Source organism: Sphingomonas sp. BK036 (assembly GCF_004216825.1).
Classification (GTDB): Bacteria; Pseudomonadota; Alphaproteobacteria; order Sphingomonadales; family Sphingomonadaceae; genus Sphingomonas.
The window spans coordinates 365,497-378,219 of record NZ_SGXR01000003.1; the positions used below are offsets into that span (position 1 = coordinate 365,497).

14 protein-coding genes and 1 tRNA gene are annotated in these 12,723 nt (G+C 63.0%); 3 read left to right on the forward strand and 12 right to left on the reverse strand.

Translation table 11 applies throughout. The features are described from left to right. Position 1: 1 nt before the first annotated feature. From rplC to EV283_RS01800, 9 genes are all read right to left on the reverse strand, one after another. Entirely contained in the window at positions 2 to 748 is a 747-nt protein-coding gene (gene rplC, locus EV283_RS01760) for a 50S ribosomal protein L3 (protein ID WP_055872654.1), read from the reverse strand. 286 nt (positions 749 to 1,034) lie between these two features. Next, on the reverse strand, positions 1,035 to 1,343 hold the full coding sequence (gene rpsJ / locus EV283_RS01765; RefSeq protein ID WP_007406109.1) for a 30S ribosomal protein S10: 309 nt from the start codon (positions 1,341 to 1,343) through the stop codon (positions 1,035 to 1,037). A gap of 178 nt (positions 1,344 to 1,521) precedes the next feature. Continuing rightward, positions 1,522 to 1,818, reverse strand: coding sequence for a type II toxin-antitoxin system RelE/ParE family toxin (locus tag EV283_RS01770; protein WP_207223020.1), 297 nt, complete (start codon positions 1,816 to 1,818; stop codon positions 1,522 to 1,524). Further along, positions 1,815 to 2,093, reverse strand: coding sequence for a type II toxin-antitoxin system ParD family antitoxin (locus EV283_RS01775; RefSeq protein ID WP_130322190.1), 279 nt, complete (start codon positions 2,091 to 2,093; stop codon positions 1,815 to 1,817). The genes EV283_RS01770 and EV283_RS01775 overlap by 4 nt, the downstream gene beginning before the upstream one ends. A 293-nt stretch (positions 2,094 to 2,386) precedes the next feature. After that, on the reverse strand, positions 2,387 to 3,580 hold the full coding sequence (gene tuf / locus EV283_RS01780; protein ID WP_031393767.1) for an elongation factor Tu: 1,194 nt from the start codon (positions 3,578 to 3,580) through the stop codon (positions 2,387 to 2,389). 208 nt (positions 3,581 to 3,788) lie between these two features. Beyond that, a complete protein-coding gene (gene fusA / locus EV283_RS01785; RefSeq protein WP_130322192.1) occupies positions 3,789 to 5,885 on the reverse strand; it encodes an elongation factor G in 2,097 nt (698 codons plus the stop codon). A gap of 123 nt (positions 5,886 to 6,008) precedes the next feature. Beyond that, positions 6,009 to 6,479 (reverse strand): 30S ribosomal protein S7, encoded by a 471-nt coding sequence (gene rpsG, locus EV283_RS01790; RefSeq protein ID WP_055872660.1) that lies wholly within the window; start codon positions 6,477 to 6,479, stop codon positions 6,009 to 6,011. A 77-nt stretch (positions 6,480 to 6,556) separates the two neighbouring features. Continuing rightward, positions 6,557 to 6,928 carry a 30S ribosomal protein S12 gene (rpsL, locus tag EV283_RS01795; protein ID WP_010164594.1) on the reverse strand — a complete coding sequence of 124 codons (372 nt, stop codon included), beginning with the start codon at positions 6,926 to 6,928 and terminating at the stop codon, positions 6,557 to 6,559. A gap of 220 nt (positions 6,929 to 7,148) precedes the next feature. Continuing rightward, positions 7,149 to 8,159, reverse strand: coding sequence for an alpha/beta hydrolase (locus EV283_RS01800; RefSeq protein ID WP_130322194.1), 1,011 nt, complete (start codon positions 8,157 to 8,159; stop codon positions 7,149 to 7,151). Positions 8,160 to 8,316: 157 nt separating this feature from the next. Between EV283_RS01800 and EV283_RS01805 the strand changes: the two genes are divergently transcribed. The 3 genes from EV283_RS01805 to nusG all read left to right on the forward strand — a co-directional run bounded on the left by EV283_RS01805 (position 8,317) and on the right by nusG (position 9,703). After that, positions 8,317 to 8,393 (forward strand) — tRNA-Trp (locus EV283_RS01805). A 562-nt stretch (positions 8,394 to 8,955) separates the two neighbouring features. Then, the gene (gene secE / locus EV283_RS01810) at positions 8,956 to 9,153 is read left to right on the forward strand and encodes a preprotein translocase subunit SecE (protein ID WP_056047594.1); all 198 of its coding nucleotides are present in this window, start codon (positions 8,956 to 8,958) and stop codon (positions 9,151 to 9,153) included. A gap of 13 nt (positions 9,154 to 9,166) precedes the next feature. Continuing rightward, on the forward strand, positions 9,167 to 9,703 hold the full coding sequence (nusG, locus tag EV283_RS01815; protein WP_055872668.1) for a transcription termination/antitermination protein NusG: 537 nt from the start codon (positions 9,167 to 9,169) through the stop codon (positions 9,701 to 9,703). A 333-nt stretch (positions 9,704 to 10,036) separates the two neighbouring features. Here nusG and EV283_RS01820 read toward each other — a convergent pair whose 3' ends face one another. Genes EV283_RS01820 through EV283_RS01830 form a run of 3 tightly spaced genes read right to left on the reverse strand, consistent with a single transcriptional unit; the run spans position 10,037 to position 12,580 of the window. Beyond that, complete coding sequence (locus EV283_RS01820; protein ID WP_130322196.1) at positions 10,037 to 10,633, reverse strand: hypothetical protein; 597 nt, start codon at positions 10,631 to 10,633, stop codon at positions 10,037 to 10,039. An 8-nt stretch (positions 10,634 to 10,641) separates the two neighbouring features. Then, positions 10,642 to 11,808: a M48 family metallopeptidase gene (locus EV283_RS01825; protein WP_130322198.1), complete on the reverse strand. Its 1,167-nt coding sequence runs from the start codon at positions 11,806 to 11,808 to the stop codon at positions 10,642 to 10,644. Positions 11,809 to 11,821: 13 nt separating this feature from the next. Continuing rightward, the gene (locus EV283_RS01830) at positions 11,822 to 12,580 is read right to left on the reverse strand and encodes a hypothetical protein (protein WP_130322200.1); all 759 of its coding nucleotides are present in this window, start codon (positions 12,578 to 12,580) and stop codon (positions 11,822 to 11,824) included. Positions 12,581 to 12,723 lie beyond the last annotated feature (143 nt).

A 12,723-nucleotide genomic window follows, 5' to 3' on the forward strand; every position in this document is an offset into this window, starting at 1 on the left:
CTCAGCCCTCCTGGCCGTCGGCCGCAGGTGCGTCGGTCGTTTCGGCCGGCGTGTCTGCTGCAGTGTTGCTGTTGGTGGTCTTGAGACCGGCGGGGAACGGTGCGTCGGCGTGGCGCGCGACCTTCACCGAGTCCTTGACGAAGAGCCAGCCACCCTTGGAGCCAGGAACCGAACCCTTGACGAACAGGAGACCACGCTCGACGTCCGTCGATACGATCTCGAGGTTCTGCTGGGTGCGATACTTGTCGCCCATGTGGCCGGCCATCTTCTTGTTCTTGAAGACCTTGCCCGGATCCTGGCGCTGACCGGTCGAACCGAGCGAACGGTGCGAGACCGACACGCCGTGGGTTGCCCGCAGACCGCCGAAGCCCCAACGCTTCATGCCGCCCTGGAAGCCCTTACCCTGGGTCTTGCCCTGGATATCGACGATCTGGCCTGCGACGTAATGGTCGGCCGAGATCTCGGCGCCAACGTCGAGCAGGCCGTCCGCGTTCACACGGAACTCATGGACGACAGCCTTGGGCTCCACTTCGGCCTTGCCGAAATGGCCGCGCTGCGGCTTTGCGACATTCTTCGACTTGGCAACACCTGCACCAAGCTGGACGGCGGTGTAGCCGTCACGATCCATTTCGCGAACAGAAACGACCTGATTGCCTTCGAGTGCCAGAACGGTGACCGGCACGTGCCGACCATCTTCCTGGAACAGGCGGGTCATCCCCATCTTCTTCGCGATCACGCCAGTACGCATGATCTTGTCCCTTCCTAGACAGAGGCCCCGTCGGACTATTCCTCGGGGGCTTGCGGACCATGTCCGGAGCAAGCTCCATGATGCATCCACCTGACCCCATTCCCGGCCAAAGCCCTGAATGGAGTCGGATCAACCCGGTAAATACGAAACGCCCCCGTCCCGGGCTGGTGCTCCTGCGAATGCGGGAGCGTGACGGGGGACGCTGCCCCGTCGGTTTGCACCGACGGCGGTATCCCAATGTCGAACGGCGCGGGACCGTTACCGGTCGACCGCGCCGCGCTCGCCCTTAGGCGAGCTTGATCTCGACGTCAACGCCAGCGGCGAGGTCCAGCTTCATCAGCGCATCGACCGTCTGCGGCGTCGGCTGGACGATATCCAGCATACGCTTGTACGTGCGCACCTCGAACTGCTCGCGCGACTTCTTGTCGATGTGCGGGCCGCGGTTCACGGTGAATTTTTCGATGCGCGTCGGAAGGGGAATCGGACCGCGGATGAGCGCGCCGGTGCGGCGTGCGGTGTCGGCGATGTCGCCAGTGGCCTGATCGAGCACACGGTGATCGAACGCCTTCAGACGAATGCGGATATTGCTGTCCATAGTCCCTACCGATGCGAAAGAGCGGGCCCGTTTCCGGGCTCTTGCTGGTTGATGTTTAAACCGAAGGCGGGCCATTACGGGAGAGTCGGGTGAAATGCAACCGGCGGTTGCTGGTTTTCGGAGACCGGGTGCAACATACGCGCACAGATAGTGCCCGCCCCTCCCCACCCCAATCAGATCAGACCAAGCTCAACGCGCGGTCATAATCCTGACCGGGGCCGAGGATGCGATGGACGAACACACGGCCTGGCAAGGCAGAGTACAGTATCCCGTACCCTTTCCATGATCGTCGGCGGATACCGTGCACTTCGTAACGAGGGACCAAGGGGTAGCCGAGAGGAATGTCAGCGAGTCGCAATGCGACCTCGCGCAGTTCGCCAACGAAAGAGACGGCACGGACCGGCTTGTCGCAAGCGATAAAGCCGGAGATTTGCTTGAGATCGTCCGCGGCACGCGACGACAGAACGACCTTCAAACGCGAGACGACCTTGCCAGCCCACCGATGTCGGCGCATGCAGCATCGCACGCCGTATCCAGGTCGACGCCCCCGCCCGCGTTCATCTCCGCAAGCGTATCGGATACCGACAGGTCTAACTCACGTAACCAGCGCTGTTCATTCTCGACGCCCCCCTGATCGCGACTGATCAGATCCCGAACATATTCGCTGGCGCTGGCGTATTGTCCACGATCGACCCGCGCCTGCACATAGTCGTGCACCGATTCGGGCAGGGATATCTTGATGGATGCCATGATGCTTTCTCCATCGACCTTATGCCACAACGCGCCAGCAGTCGGAAGGACGGCAGCGCTCGGGTGGGAAACAGACCCTGATTAGGTACTCCCAGCGCTTCCGCACGCTCACGAGCCTCTCAATCAGCACGGTTCGGTTCGCGTCGCCTAAGACTACGGAGGATGCTGGCAAGCTGGCGTAGCGGTTGGTACCGGCATGGTCTGACTATCCGCCCCGCTCCAAACACGAAAAAGCCCGGCCTCTCTCGCGAGAAGCCGGGCTCTTTTTGATCATCTCCCGAGGGAGAAGATGCTTACTTGTCGATCTGGCTCACGACGCCTGCACCGACGGTACGGCCGCCTTCGCGGATCGTGAAGCGCTGGCCCACGTCCATGGCGATCGGGGCGATCAGCTTGATGCCGAGCGACACGTTGTCGCCTGGCATGACCATCTCGGTGCCCTCAGGCAGCTCGACGGTGCCGGTCACGTCCGTCGTGCGGAAGTAGAACTGCGGGCGGTAGTTGGCGAAGAACGGCGTGTGACGGCCACCCTCTTCCTTCGACAGCACGTACACTTCCGAGTTGAAGTCGGTGTGCGGCTTGATCGTGCCCGGCTTGCAGAGCACCTGGCCACGCTCGACTTCGTCGCGTGCAACGCCGCGGATCAGCGCGCCGACGTTATCGCCAGCCTGGCCCTGGTCGAGCAGCTTGCGGAACATCTCGACGCCCGTGACCGTGGTCTTGCGAACGGTCGGGTGGATACCGACGATCTCGACTTCCTCGCCAACCTTGACGATGCCGGTCTCGACGCGGCCGGTGACAACCGTACCACGACCCGAGATCGAGAACACGTCCTCGATCGGCATCATGAACGGCTTATCGAGCGGACGCTCGGGCTGCGGGATGTAGTCATCGACAGCCTGCATCAGCTCGGTGACGGCGTCGGCGCCGAGCTTCTGGTTCGAACCCGACAGCGCGCAGGTTGCCGAACCCTTGATGACGGGGATGTCATCGCCCGGGAAGTCGTACGAGCTGAGCAGCTCGCGGATTTCCATCTCGACCAGCTCGAGGATTTCCTCGTCGTCGACCAGATCGACCTTGTTCATGAACACGACCATCGCAGGCACGCCGACCTGGCGTGCGAGCAGGATGTGCTCACGGGTCTGCGGCATAGGGCCATCGGTCGCCGAAACGACAAGGATCGCGCCGTCCATCTGAGCTGCGCCGGTGATCATGTTCTTCACATAATCGGCGTGGCCCGGGCAATCGACGTGCGCGTAGTGACGGTTGGCCGTCTCGTACTCGACGTGTGCGGTCGAGATCGTGATGCCGCGCTCGCGCTCCTCGGGAGCCTTGTCGATGTTGGCGAAGTCGACAGCGGTACCGCCGGTCGTCTCTGCCAGAACCTTCGTGATCGCAGCGGTGAGCGACGTCTTGCCATGATCGACGTGACCGATGGTGCCGATGTTGAGATGCGGCTTGTTCCGCTCAAATTTTGCCTTGGCCATTGTTTCCTACCTTCTGATTCGTATTCCGGTGCCACCCCGGGAACCGCGCGAACGCGGCCCAATAGCGGCTGTTAAAGCGTTGCGCCAGCCCCTGCCTTACGGAGAGGCCGACGCGGAAGTAAATTCCGCGTCGTCGGACTTCGGTCGTTGACCGAAGCCGGCCGGCCTTTCGGCGTCTCGGAGCCAGGTTGCCCTGGCTCCGTGCGCCTTAGGCCAGCTTCGCCTTCACTTCGTCGGCGACGTTCTGCGGCACTTCGTCGTAATGCGAGAACTGCATCGAGTACTGCGCACGGCCCTGCGTGAACGAGCGGAGCGAGTTCACGTAACCGAACATGTTGGCCAGCGGCACCATCGCCTCGACGGTCTGCGCGTTGCCGCGGCTGTCGGTGCCCTGGATCTGGCCACGACGGCTGTTCATGTCGCCGATGACGTCGCCCAGATAATCCTCCGGGGTGACAACCTCAACCTTCATGACCGGCTCGAGCAGCGTGATGCCCGACTTCTGTGCCACTTCGCGCATGGCGCCACGTGCACAGATTTCGAACGCCAGTGCCGACGAGTCGACGTCGTGATACGCGCCGTCATACAGCACGATCTCGAAATCGATGATCGGGAAGCCGACCAGCGAACCCGACGCAGCGGTTTCGCGGAAGCCCTTCTCGATCGCCGGCAGATATTCCTTCGGAATGTTGCCGCCCTTGATCTCGTCCTTGAACGTGATGCCCGAACCGCGCTCGCCCGGCGTGACCTTGACCTTCACGCGACCGAACTGGCCAGTACCGCCCGACTGCTTCTTGTGCGTGTAGTCCACGTCGACCGGCTTCTTCAGATACTCGCGATACGCGACCTGAGGAGCGCCGACATTGGCCTCGACCTTGAACTCACGCTTCATGCGATCGACCAGGATCTCGAGATGGAGCTCGCCCATGCCCTTGATGATGGTCTGGCCCGACTCGGGGTCCGACGACACGCGGAACGAGGGGTCCTCGCGTGCAAGACGATTGAGCGCGACGCCCATCTTCTCCTGATCGGCCTTGGTCTTCGGCTCCACCGACAGCTCGATCACGGGCTCGGGGAATTCCATCCGCTCGAGGATGATCGGCGCGTTCATCGCGCAGAGCGTGTCGCCCGTCGTGGTATCCTTGAGGCCTGCGAGCGCGACGATGTCGCCAGCAAAGGCTTCCTGGATGTCCTCACGGCTGTTCGCATGCATAAGCAGCATGCGGCCGACCTTTTCCTTCTTGTCCTTGACCGAGTTGGTGACCTGCGATGCGGTCTCCAGCTTGCCCGAATAGATGCGGGCGAAGGTCAGCGTGCCCACGAACGGATCGTTCATGATCTTGAACGCCAGTGCCGAGAACGGAACCTCGTCCGACGACGGACGCTCGTCCGGCGTCACGCCGTCGAGCTTCAGGCCCTGAATCGCGGGAACGTCGAGCGGCGAAGGCAGATAGTCGACCACGGCGTCGAGCAGGGGCTGGACGCCCTTGTTCTTGAACGCCGAACCGCAGACAACCGGCACGAACGCCATGCTGAGCGTACCCTTGCGGATCAGCTTCTTGAGGTCAGCGACGCTCGGCTCGTTACCCTCGAGATAGGCTTCCATCAGAGCATCGTCCTGCTCGACGGCCATCTCGATCAGCTCGCTGCGATACTTCGCAGCCTTCTCGGCCATGTCCTCGGGGATCTCGGCATATTCGAACTTCGCGCCCAGGCTCTCTTCAAGCCAGATGATCGCACGGTTCTCAACGAGGTCGACGAGGCCCTTGAAGCCGCCTTCCATGCCGATCGGCAGGTACAGGACCGCCGGACGCGCGCCGAGACGATCGATGATCGAGTTGACGCAGAAATAGAAGTCGGCGCCGGTGCGGTCGAGCTTGTTGACGAAGCACATGCGCGGCACGCCGTACTTGTCGGCCTGACGCCACACGGTCTCGGACTGCGGCTCGACGCCGGCAACACCGTCGAAGCACGCGACCGCGCCGTCGAGGACGCGCAGCGAACGCTCGACTTCGATCGTGAAATCGACGTGGCCCGGGGTGTCGATGATGTTGATAAGGTGCTCTTCGCCCTTACCTTCTTCGGCGCGCCACTTGCAGGTGGTTGCAGCCGACGTGATCGTGATCCCGCGCTCCTGCTCCTGCTCCATCCAATCCATCGTCGCGGTGCCTTCGTGCACTTCGCCGATCTTGTAGGACTTGCCGGTGTAATAGAGGATGCGCTCGGTCGTCGTCGTCTTGCCGGCGTCGATGTGCGCCATGATGCCGATGTTGCGGTAACGGTCGAGCGGATGGCTGCGGGCCATGATCGTGCTTCCTTAAGGATATGGGGAGCCGAACGTGCCGGCTCCCCAATATATAGGTGTTTGCGTTACGGGCGAAAGACCACCCGTGACACGGTTACCAATGCTAGGCTTCGAAGCCCGCTTTTACCAGCGGTAGTGCGAGAATGCACGGTTGGCTTCGGCCATCCGGTGCGTGTCTTCGCGCTTCTTGACCGCGTTGCCGCGGTTGTTGGCAGCATCCATCAGCTCGCCCGACAGCCGTGCGGCCATCGTGTTCTCGCTGCGCGAACGTGCCGCACCGATCAGCCAGCGGATCGCCAGCGCCTGTGCACGCTCGGGACGCACTTCGACAGGAACCTGGTAGGTTGCACCACCGACGCGACGCGAACGGACTTCGATGCCCGGCTTCACGTTGTTCAGCGCATCGTGGAAAACGCCGATCGGGTCGCGCTTGGCACGCTGCTCGACGGTTTCGAATGCACCGTACACGATCAGTTCTGCGACGGACTTCTTGCCGTCCAGCATGACGCTGTTCATGAACTTCGACAGAACCTCATCCCCGAACTTGGGATCAGGCAGGATGACCCGCTTTTCGGGACGACGACGACGTGCCATTTTATATTCCTTCTAAACTTCAGCCTTAGTGATCGAATCATACCAGTGCCGACTTGCGTCGGTTGGCATCGACCGGCTTACTTCGGACGCTTGGCGCCGTACTTGGAACGCGACTGACGCCGGTCCTTCACACCCTGTGTATCGAGCACGCCGCGCAGGACGTGATAGCGAACACCGGGAAGATCGCGGACACGACCGCCACGGATCAGGACAACCGAATGCTCCTGAAGATTGTGGCCCTCGCCCGGGATGTAGCTGATGACTTCGCGCTGGTTGGTCAGGCGAACCTTGGCCACCTTGCGCAGAGCCGAGTTCGGCTTCTTCGGGGTCGTCGTGTAGACGCGCGTGCAAACGCCACGCTTCTGCGGATTTGCTTCCATCGCAGGGACCTTCGACTTGGCCTTCTGCGGATCGCGGCCCTTGCGGACCAGCTGGTTGATCGTCGGCATTGAAGCCTTCACCTTTCAAGTGGTTACTTTGCTGGAGCCATTGAGGCGCCTGAGAATACAAAAAGGACCCTAGGAAGCGAAACCGCTCCTCAGGCCCTGGAATGCATCCAGCAATGTTCAAGCATGCCCGGCGGGAAAGACTCCCGAAGAACAGGGCGCGCCTATATGCCAGGACGCGGCTCGGGTCAACGGGCCGGAATCGGTTTGCGGCGCCCCCCCGTTAGCGCGGTCGCGGGCCGATCGCCGCCAGCAACGCCCTCTCGAATCGAGCGGGATCCTCTACCTGCGGCGAATGACCCAGCCCGTCGAGCATGACGAGCGTCGCATTCGGCATCTGCTTTACCGCCCGCGGCGCGACCATCGGAACCGGTTCAAGAAACTTGCGCAAGTTCGCCGGGGCCTGCGCGCGGCCGAAGGCGGTCTTGTCGAGCGTCCCGACGATCAGCGTCGTCGGCGGGGTGATCCGGTAGAGCTCGTGTGCGACCGGCTGAGTCTTGATCATCTCGCTGGTCTTGGCCTGCGCGAGCGCCACGGTATCGCGCCCTGCCCCCTGATACATGCCCGCCTGCATCCAGACCCAGCGATCATAGGATGGCTTCCACACGCCGTGATAGTAATTCTCGAGTTGGTACGCCTTGATAGACGCGTAGCTCGTCTTCTTCTCGTTCGCCCATAGCGTGTCGACATCGGTGTAGGGCACACCTTCCTCACCGCGATCCTTCAGGCCAAGCGGGTTGACCAGCACCAGCCTCTCGACCGACGCAGGATAGAGAATTGCATAACGCATCGCCAACATGCCGCCCATCGAATGCCCGACGATCGTCGCCCGCGTGATGCCGCGCGATTCGAGCAGGCGCCTGGTGAACGTCGCCAACATCTCGAAGCTATATTGCGCCGCACGCGGCTTGGACGACTTGCAGAAGCCGATCTGGTCGGGAACGATCACCCGGTAGCCGGTCTCGCTTAGCGCCCGCGCAGTGCTGCCCCAGGTCGCGCCGCAGAAGTTCTTGCCGTGCAGGAGAACGACGGTGCGTCCGTTGGGCCGTTGCGGCGCGATGTCCATGAACGCCATCTGTGCGGGCGCGCCGACGATATCGACCTCCATCGTCTGCACGGGCCAGGGATAGGTGAAGCGTTCGAGCTGCGGGCCAAGATCGGGCACCTGCGGGAGGGGGCCCGCCCCCATCAAGAGCGCGGCGATGGGAAGCGCCAGCAACAGTCCTGCCTTCATATCATTACGCTTTCTAACATGCACTTGGTTGGCCAAGGCCTAGCGGGCGAGATACCGGGCCCGCGCCACGGGACGCAATGTATCATCCTTATGTCGACGAAATCCGCGCAAGACGCTTGCCCTTCTCGAAACCGCTGGGTATGGGGCGCGACCGCGTAGGAGTGTAGCTCAGTTGGTTAGAGCGTCGGTCTCCAAAACCGAAGGCCCTCGGTTCGAATCCGAGCACTCCTGCCACCCCCTTTAAATTCGAATTTGATCGTCTGAACACCGGCAGCGTCCTGACCGGCGCTTTGTTGCGTCCGCTACGATTGCAGAAGTTGCATTTGATAATGCAATTTTCGCATTTGCCCTATCGAGTGCTGCGATGCACAACGATCAGGCCTTTCAGGCATCCTCTCCTAAAAACTTTCATGGCCGGTCTCGTACCGGCCTTTTTTTTCGCCTGCGTTACGCGTACACATCGGACGCTGTCGTCGGGCCGAACGATAAATAGAAACCGTGGGAGCGGAGCCGCCGGTGAAACCGGCACCGGCAAGACGATCGTGCGGGGGATCGAGCGACCCAAGCGCTCTCCCCCGCCACTTCTCCAGCCGCCGCCCAACCGGTTCATCTCAGGGTCTCGCGGCAGGTGCTATAGCCCTCTCCCGGCCCACCCTTGCTTTACCCGCCCACCAAAGCTATCTGCGGCGCTTCCGACAGCGAGGACGGACCTGCCGCCGCGTCCCTTCACAGGGAGCGGCTAGTGGGTCTATGTCTCGCATCTCAATTTCCTCAATCAGCGGGTTCGAAGAACATCGTGGCGAAAACGTCCCCTCTCGAATTCATCCAGCAGGTCCGCAACGAGACCGCGAAGGTCACGTGGCCGACGCGTCGCGAAACGGTGATGACCGGCGTGATGGTGGTGATCATGACGACGATCCTCGCGCTGTTCTTCCTGGGCGTCGACTCGATCCTGCAAGCGATCGTCTCCGCCCTCCTCAAACTCGCTCAGTAAGCAAGGTTCCGTCATGGCGCGCTGGTACATCATTCACGCCTATTCGGGCTTCGAGGGCAAGGTCCGCGACTCGATCATGGCCGAGGCGACCCGCATGGGTCTCGAACAGCTCGTCGAGCAGATCGAAGTCCCGACCGAAACCACGACCGAGGCCCGCCGCGGCAAGAAGATCGCGGTCGAGCGCAAGTTCATGCCGGGCTATGTGCTCGCCAAGCTGAACATGAACGACGACGTGTATCACCTCGTCAAGAACACGCCCAAGGTCACCGGCTTCCTCGGCAGCATGGGCAAGCCGCAGGCGATCAGCGAGGCGGAAGCTACGCGGATGCTCAACAGCAAGGAAGAGGCCGCCGCGGCGCCCAAGCAGAAGGTCAAGGTCGACTACGAGATCGGCGATCAGGTCAAGGTTCTCGACGGTCCGTTCGCGACCTTCAACGGCCTGGTCGAGGAACTCGATTTCGACCGCAGCCGAGTCAAGGTGTCGGTGTCGATCTTCGGTCGTGCGACGCCGGTCGAGCTCGAGTTCGAGCAGGTCGAAAGAAGCAAGTAACGCGCAAAGCGTTACTTGCGGCCGCCCAGGATCGGCGCGAGCTAATCCTGAGACGGCCTCGACCAGCCGGCGGGCCAACGGCCCGGCCGACGACGCGGGATTTACTCCCGCGTCGGGCGTTGTCGCTCGCGGCGCGGCTCAGTACATACCTGCACCTCTGACACCGTCCCTAACTGCTTGAGATCCTGACTTTCATCAGGATGACGGGAGGCGGGATGCGCGCCGAGTAGTCCGCAGTTAGCTACAGAGCGGATGGTACTGCCGGCACGTCTGGGGGCCGCGCCAATAGGGCCTTAGTAGGCGGGCCGCACCAGGCCGCCTCGACCCGGCCCGTTACAGCCTCACGCTCTCCGCCACCGCCCGAAACGCCGCGGCGCTGCGATCGTAATAATAGAGCCCCGGCGCCTCATAGGTGATCAGGTAAAGCTTGCCCGCGATCACCGCCCCGCGCGCCTCGCCACGGCGCTGGAGCGTCTCGTTCTGCTTCGAAAAGCTGTAGGTGAAACGCACCCCCTTGCTGCCGGCAAAGGCCAGTGGCTCGACGAGGTCGACCTTGAACGACGCCGCACCCAGCGCGACGCGGTAGCTGTTTTCGAGCAGCACCGGGATGTCGGTGATCAGCATCGTCGCCGACACCTTCGGCAGGGGCTGGTTCTTCTTGTCGATCTCGCGAAACAGCGGCCGGCCGGCCTCGATCCCGCCGTAGAAGGTGAGGTCGTTCAAATCGTCGCCGTCCTGCGTCCAGCTTTCCGAATTGCGCCCCGGACGCGCGCCCAGCTTGTTCCATTCGATGCTCGGCACCACTGTCATCGCGGACTTGGCGACCGCGACTCGCGCGCCAGGTGGAATGAGCGTGTTGCCGGCCATGGCGGGGGCGGCGAACGCGAACACGGCCAGGGCCGCGAGCGCGGTGCGATGCGTGATGGACATGATCTTCCTCATTGCGAGACCAGGGTGGCGATGAGCGCGGCGTCGGGCGCAGCCGGCTTTAGGCGGAGATAGGTGGCGAGCGCGGCCTGCCCCTCGGTGGACTGCTGGTTGCGCAGCAGCGCGAGGCCGAGCCCGCGATACGCTTCGGCCAGAGCATCGCCGCGACCGATCGCCTCCTGGTAGAATTGCGCCGCGCTGACGAGATCGCGGGGATTGCCGCGTTCACGGTACAGTTCGCCGCGCGCGTAGAGCAGCGGCGTCGTCCAGCCGCTACCCGCGGCGAGGTTCGCCAGGATATATTCGCTGCCGCCGAAATCGTTGAGCTTGATCTGGTCGTTGAGGAAAATCGGCAACCACGCCGCCATCGCCGCCTGATGCGCATCGACGACGACGGGCTTGGCCTCGGCGACGGCAAGCGATGCAGCGCGCAGATAGGTGGCCCGCGCAAGCTCGGTCGGGTGAGAGGCGAAGAAGCCCGCGACATATTTGTGCTGCGCCCTGCCCTTGCGCCCCAGCGCGGTCGCGTCGGACTCGCCCATGATATGGTCCCAGACGTCGGCCGCGGCCGAGCCCGGATAGCAAGACCGCGCGAGATACTGGAATCCGATCAGGTCGGCTTCGCGCTCCTGCGCGCGATTGAAGGCGTAGATCTGGCCGATCGTCGCGTACTGGATGTCGCCGCTGTTGCGGATGAGGATCGACGCCCATGCCATCAGATCGGTGCCACTCCGCTGGTTCTTGAAGCCCAGCACGCTATGCCGCAGCTCGAAATGGCCGAATTCATGGCCCAGAATGGCGCCGAGCTCGGCTTCGTTCCGCACGCGGAGCAGCAGCCCCGACCAGACGATCATCGTCCCGTTCGGACTCATCGATGCGTTGAACGCGGGAACCCGCTCGATATAGATCCGCACGGACCGGCAGCGATCGTCCCCCACGGTGCGGCACAGCACCCCGCGGACATAGGCGTTGAGCGCTGGATCCCTGATAACCGATGGGGATTCGCGCAACCTTCGCTCGTCCTCGTCCGCCTCCATCCAGGCCCCGCGTTCATCGACCGTGGTCGGGGCATAGGCCTGCGAATAGGTCGGCAGCGCAAGCCGCCCCGTCTCGCCGGCGACCGCCGCGCCGCCAGCGCCGCTCGCGAAAACCGTCGCGCCTAGCAGCAGCGCTGCCATGAGAGCGCGCATATCAGCGGACCGCAGCGGGGTCGGCGGCGGCGGGCGCCTCCACCGGCTTGCCCGGAAAGCCTTCGAGCAACTGCCGGACACGCTTTCCCGCGCCCGCAGCATCGCGGACGTCGCCGCCCATCTGCATGTCGGCGTTCAGCCAGACGAGGTCGCCGGTGCGCAGGTCGACGAGCCCGGCAAACCCCTTGTGCACGCCCGCGGTGACGCCGATGCGCGCCATCGCGGCAAAGACCTGCAAGACCTTTCGCCCGGTCGAACCGAAATGATCCTCGGTGGAGATGAACAGCGCATAGTCCGCATTGGCCAGGCCGGGCAGCGCGCCGACCGCGCGGCCGAGTCCCCATTCGAACTGGTCCTTGCGCTTCTTGGTCGGCAGGCGGTTTCCCGCAAAGAACTGATACTCGATCACCGACGACGCGACCGCGTCGAACAGCTCCTGATACTCCGCCACCCGCGCCGAGTCCGCACCGACCGGCTCTGCATAGGCGACTACGCTGTTGCCGAGCCCGGTCTGCGCGGTGGCGAGCGCGGCGGCGAGGTTTTCCTTCGCCTGATCGGTCCAGTCGGCATTGGGTTCGAACATCCCACCCGTCGACTGCGCGCCGACCCGGATCGACGGCCGCATCAGCACGATTCGCGCAGTGCCGGGCTTGAGCACGAAGCCGGGCTTCGCACCGGTCTTCTCCTGCGCAAAGGCAGGCGCAACGGCGAGCAGCGACAGGCACAACGCGGCAAGCAGCGTGCGAAATGGTTTGAGCATGATCCCCCCGATATCGTCGGATGCTCGATCCGATCGCGGTCGATGCTAGCCGACAATATGGCTCGCACTCGGAGATTATTGGATCGGGTTTGATCGATACCTGCCGGTGTCATGCCCCCATGACCGGCACGCCTCTGCGACCT

What these genes read in the sequence shown, in the direction of transcription:
- EV283_RS01775 (WP_130322190.1), bottom strand. Translation starts at nt 2,093, where the DNA reads ATGGCATCCATCAAGATATCCCTGCCCGAATCGGTGCACGACTATGTG.
- EV283_RS01820 (WP_130322196.1), bottom strand. Translation starts at nt 10,633, where the DNA reads ATGTCCATCACGCATCGCACCGCGCTCGCGGCCCTGGCCGTGTTCGCG.
- fusA (WP_130322192.1), bottom strand. Translation starts at nt 5,885, where the DNA reads ATGGCCCGCAGCCATCCGCTCGACCGTTACCGCAACATCGGCATCATG.
- EV283_RS01830 (WP_130322200.1), bottom strand. Translation starts at nt 12,580, where the DNA reads ATGCTCAAACCATTTCGCACGCTGCTTGCCGCGTTGTGCCTGTCGCTG.
- EV283_RS01825 (WP_130322198.1), bottom strand. Translation starts at nt 11,808, where the DNA reads ATGGCAGCGCTGCTGCTAGGCGCGACGGTTTTCGCGAGCGGCGCTGGC.
- rpsL (WP_010164594.1), bottom strand. Translation starts at nt 6,928, where the DNA reads ATGCCGACGATCAACCAGCTGGTCCGCAAGGGCCGCGATCCGCAGAAG.
- rplC (WP_055872654.1), bottom strand. Translation starts at nt 748, where the DNA reads ATGCGTACTGGCGTGATCGCGAAGAAGATGGGGATGACCCGCCTGTTC.
- rpsG (WP_055872660.1), bottom strand. Translation starts at nt 6,479, where the DNA reads ATGGCACGTCGTCGTCGTCCCGAAAAGCGGGTCATCCTGCCTGATCCC.
- rpsJ (WP_007406109.1), bottom strand. Translation starts at nt 1,343, where the DNA reads ATGGACAGCAATATCCGCATTCGTCTGAAGGCGTTCGATCACCGTGTG.
- nusG (WP_055872668.1), top strand. Translation starts at nt 9,167, where the DNA reads ATGGCGCGCTGGTACATCATTCACGCCTATTCGGGCTTCGAGGGCAAG.
- EV283_RS01800 (WP_130322194.1), bottom strand. Translation starts at nt 8,159, where the DNA reads ATGAAGGCAGGACTGTTGCTGGCGCTTCCCATCGCCGCGCTCTTGATG.
- tuf (WP_031393767.1), bottom strand. Translation starts at nt 3,580, where the DNA reads ATGGCCAAGGCAAAATTTGAGCGGAACAAGCCGCATCTCAACATCGGC.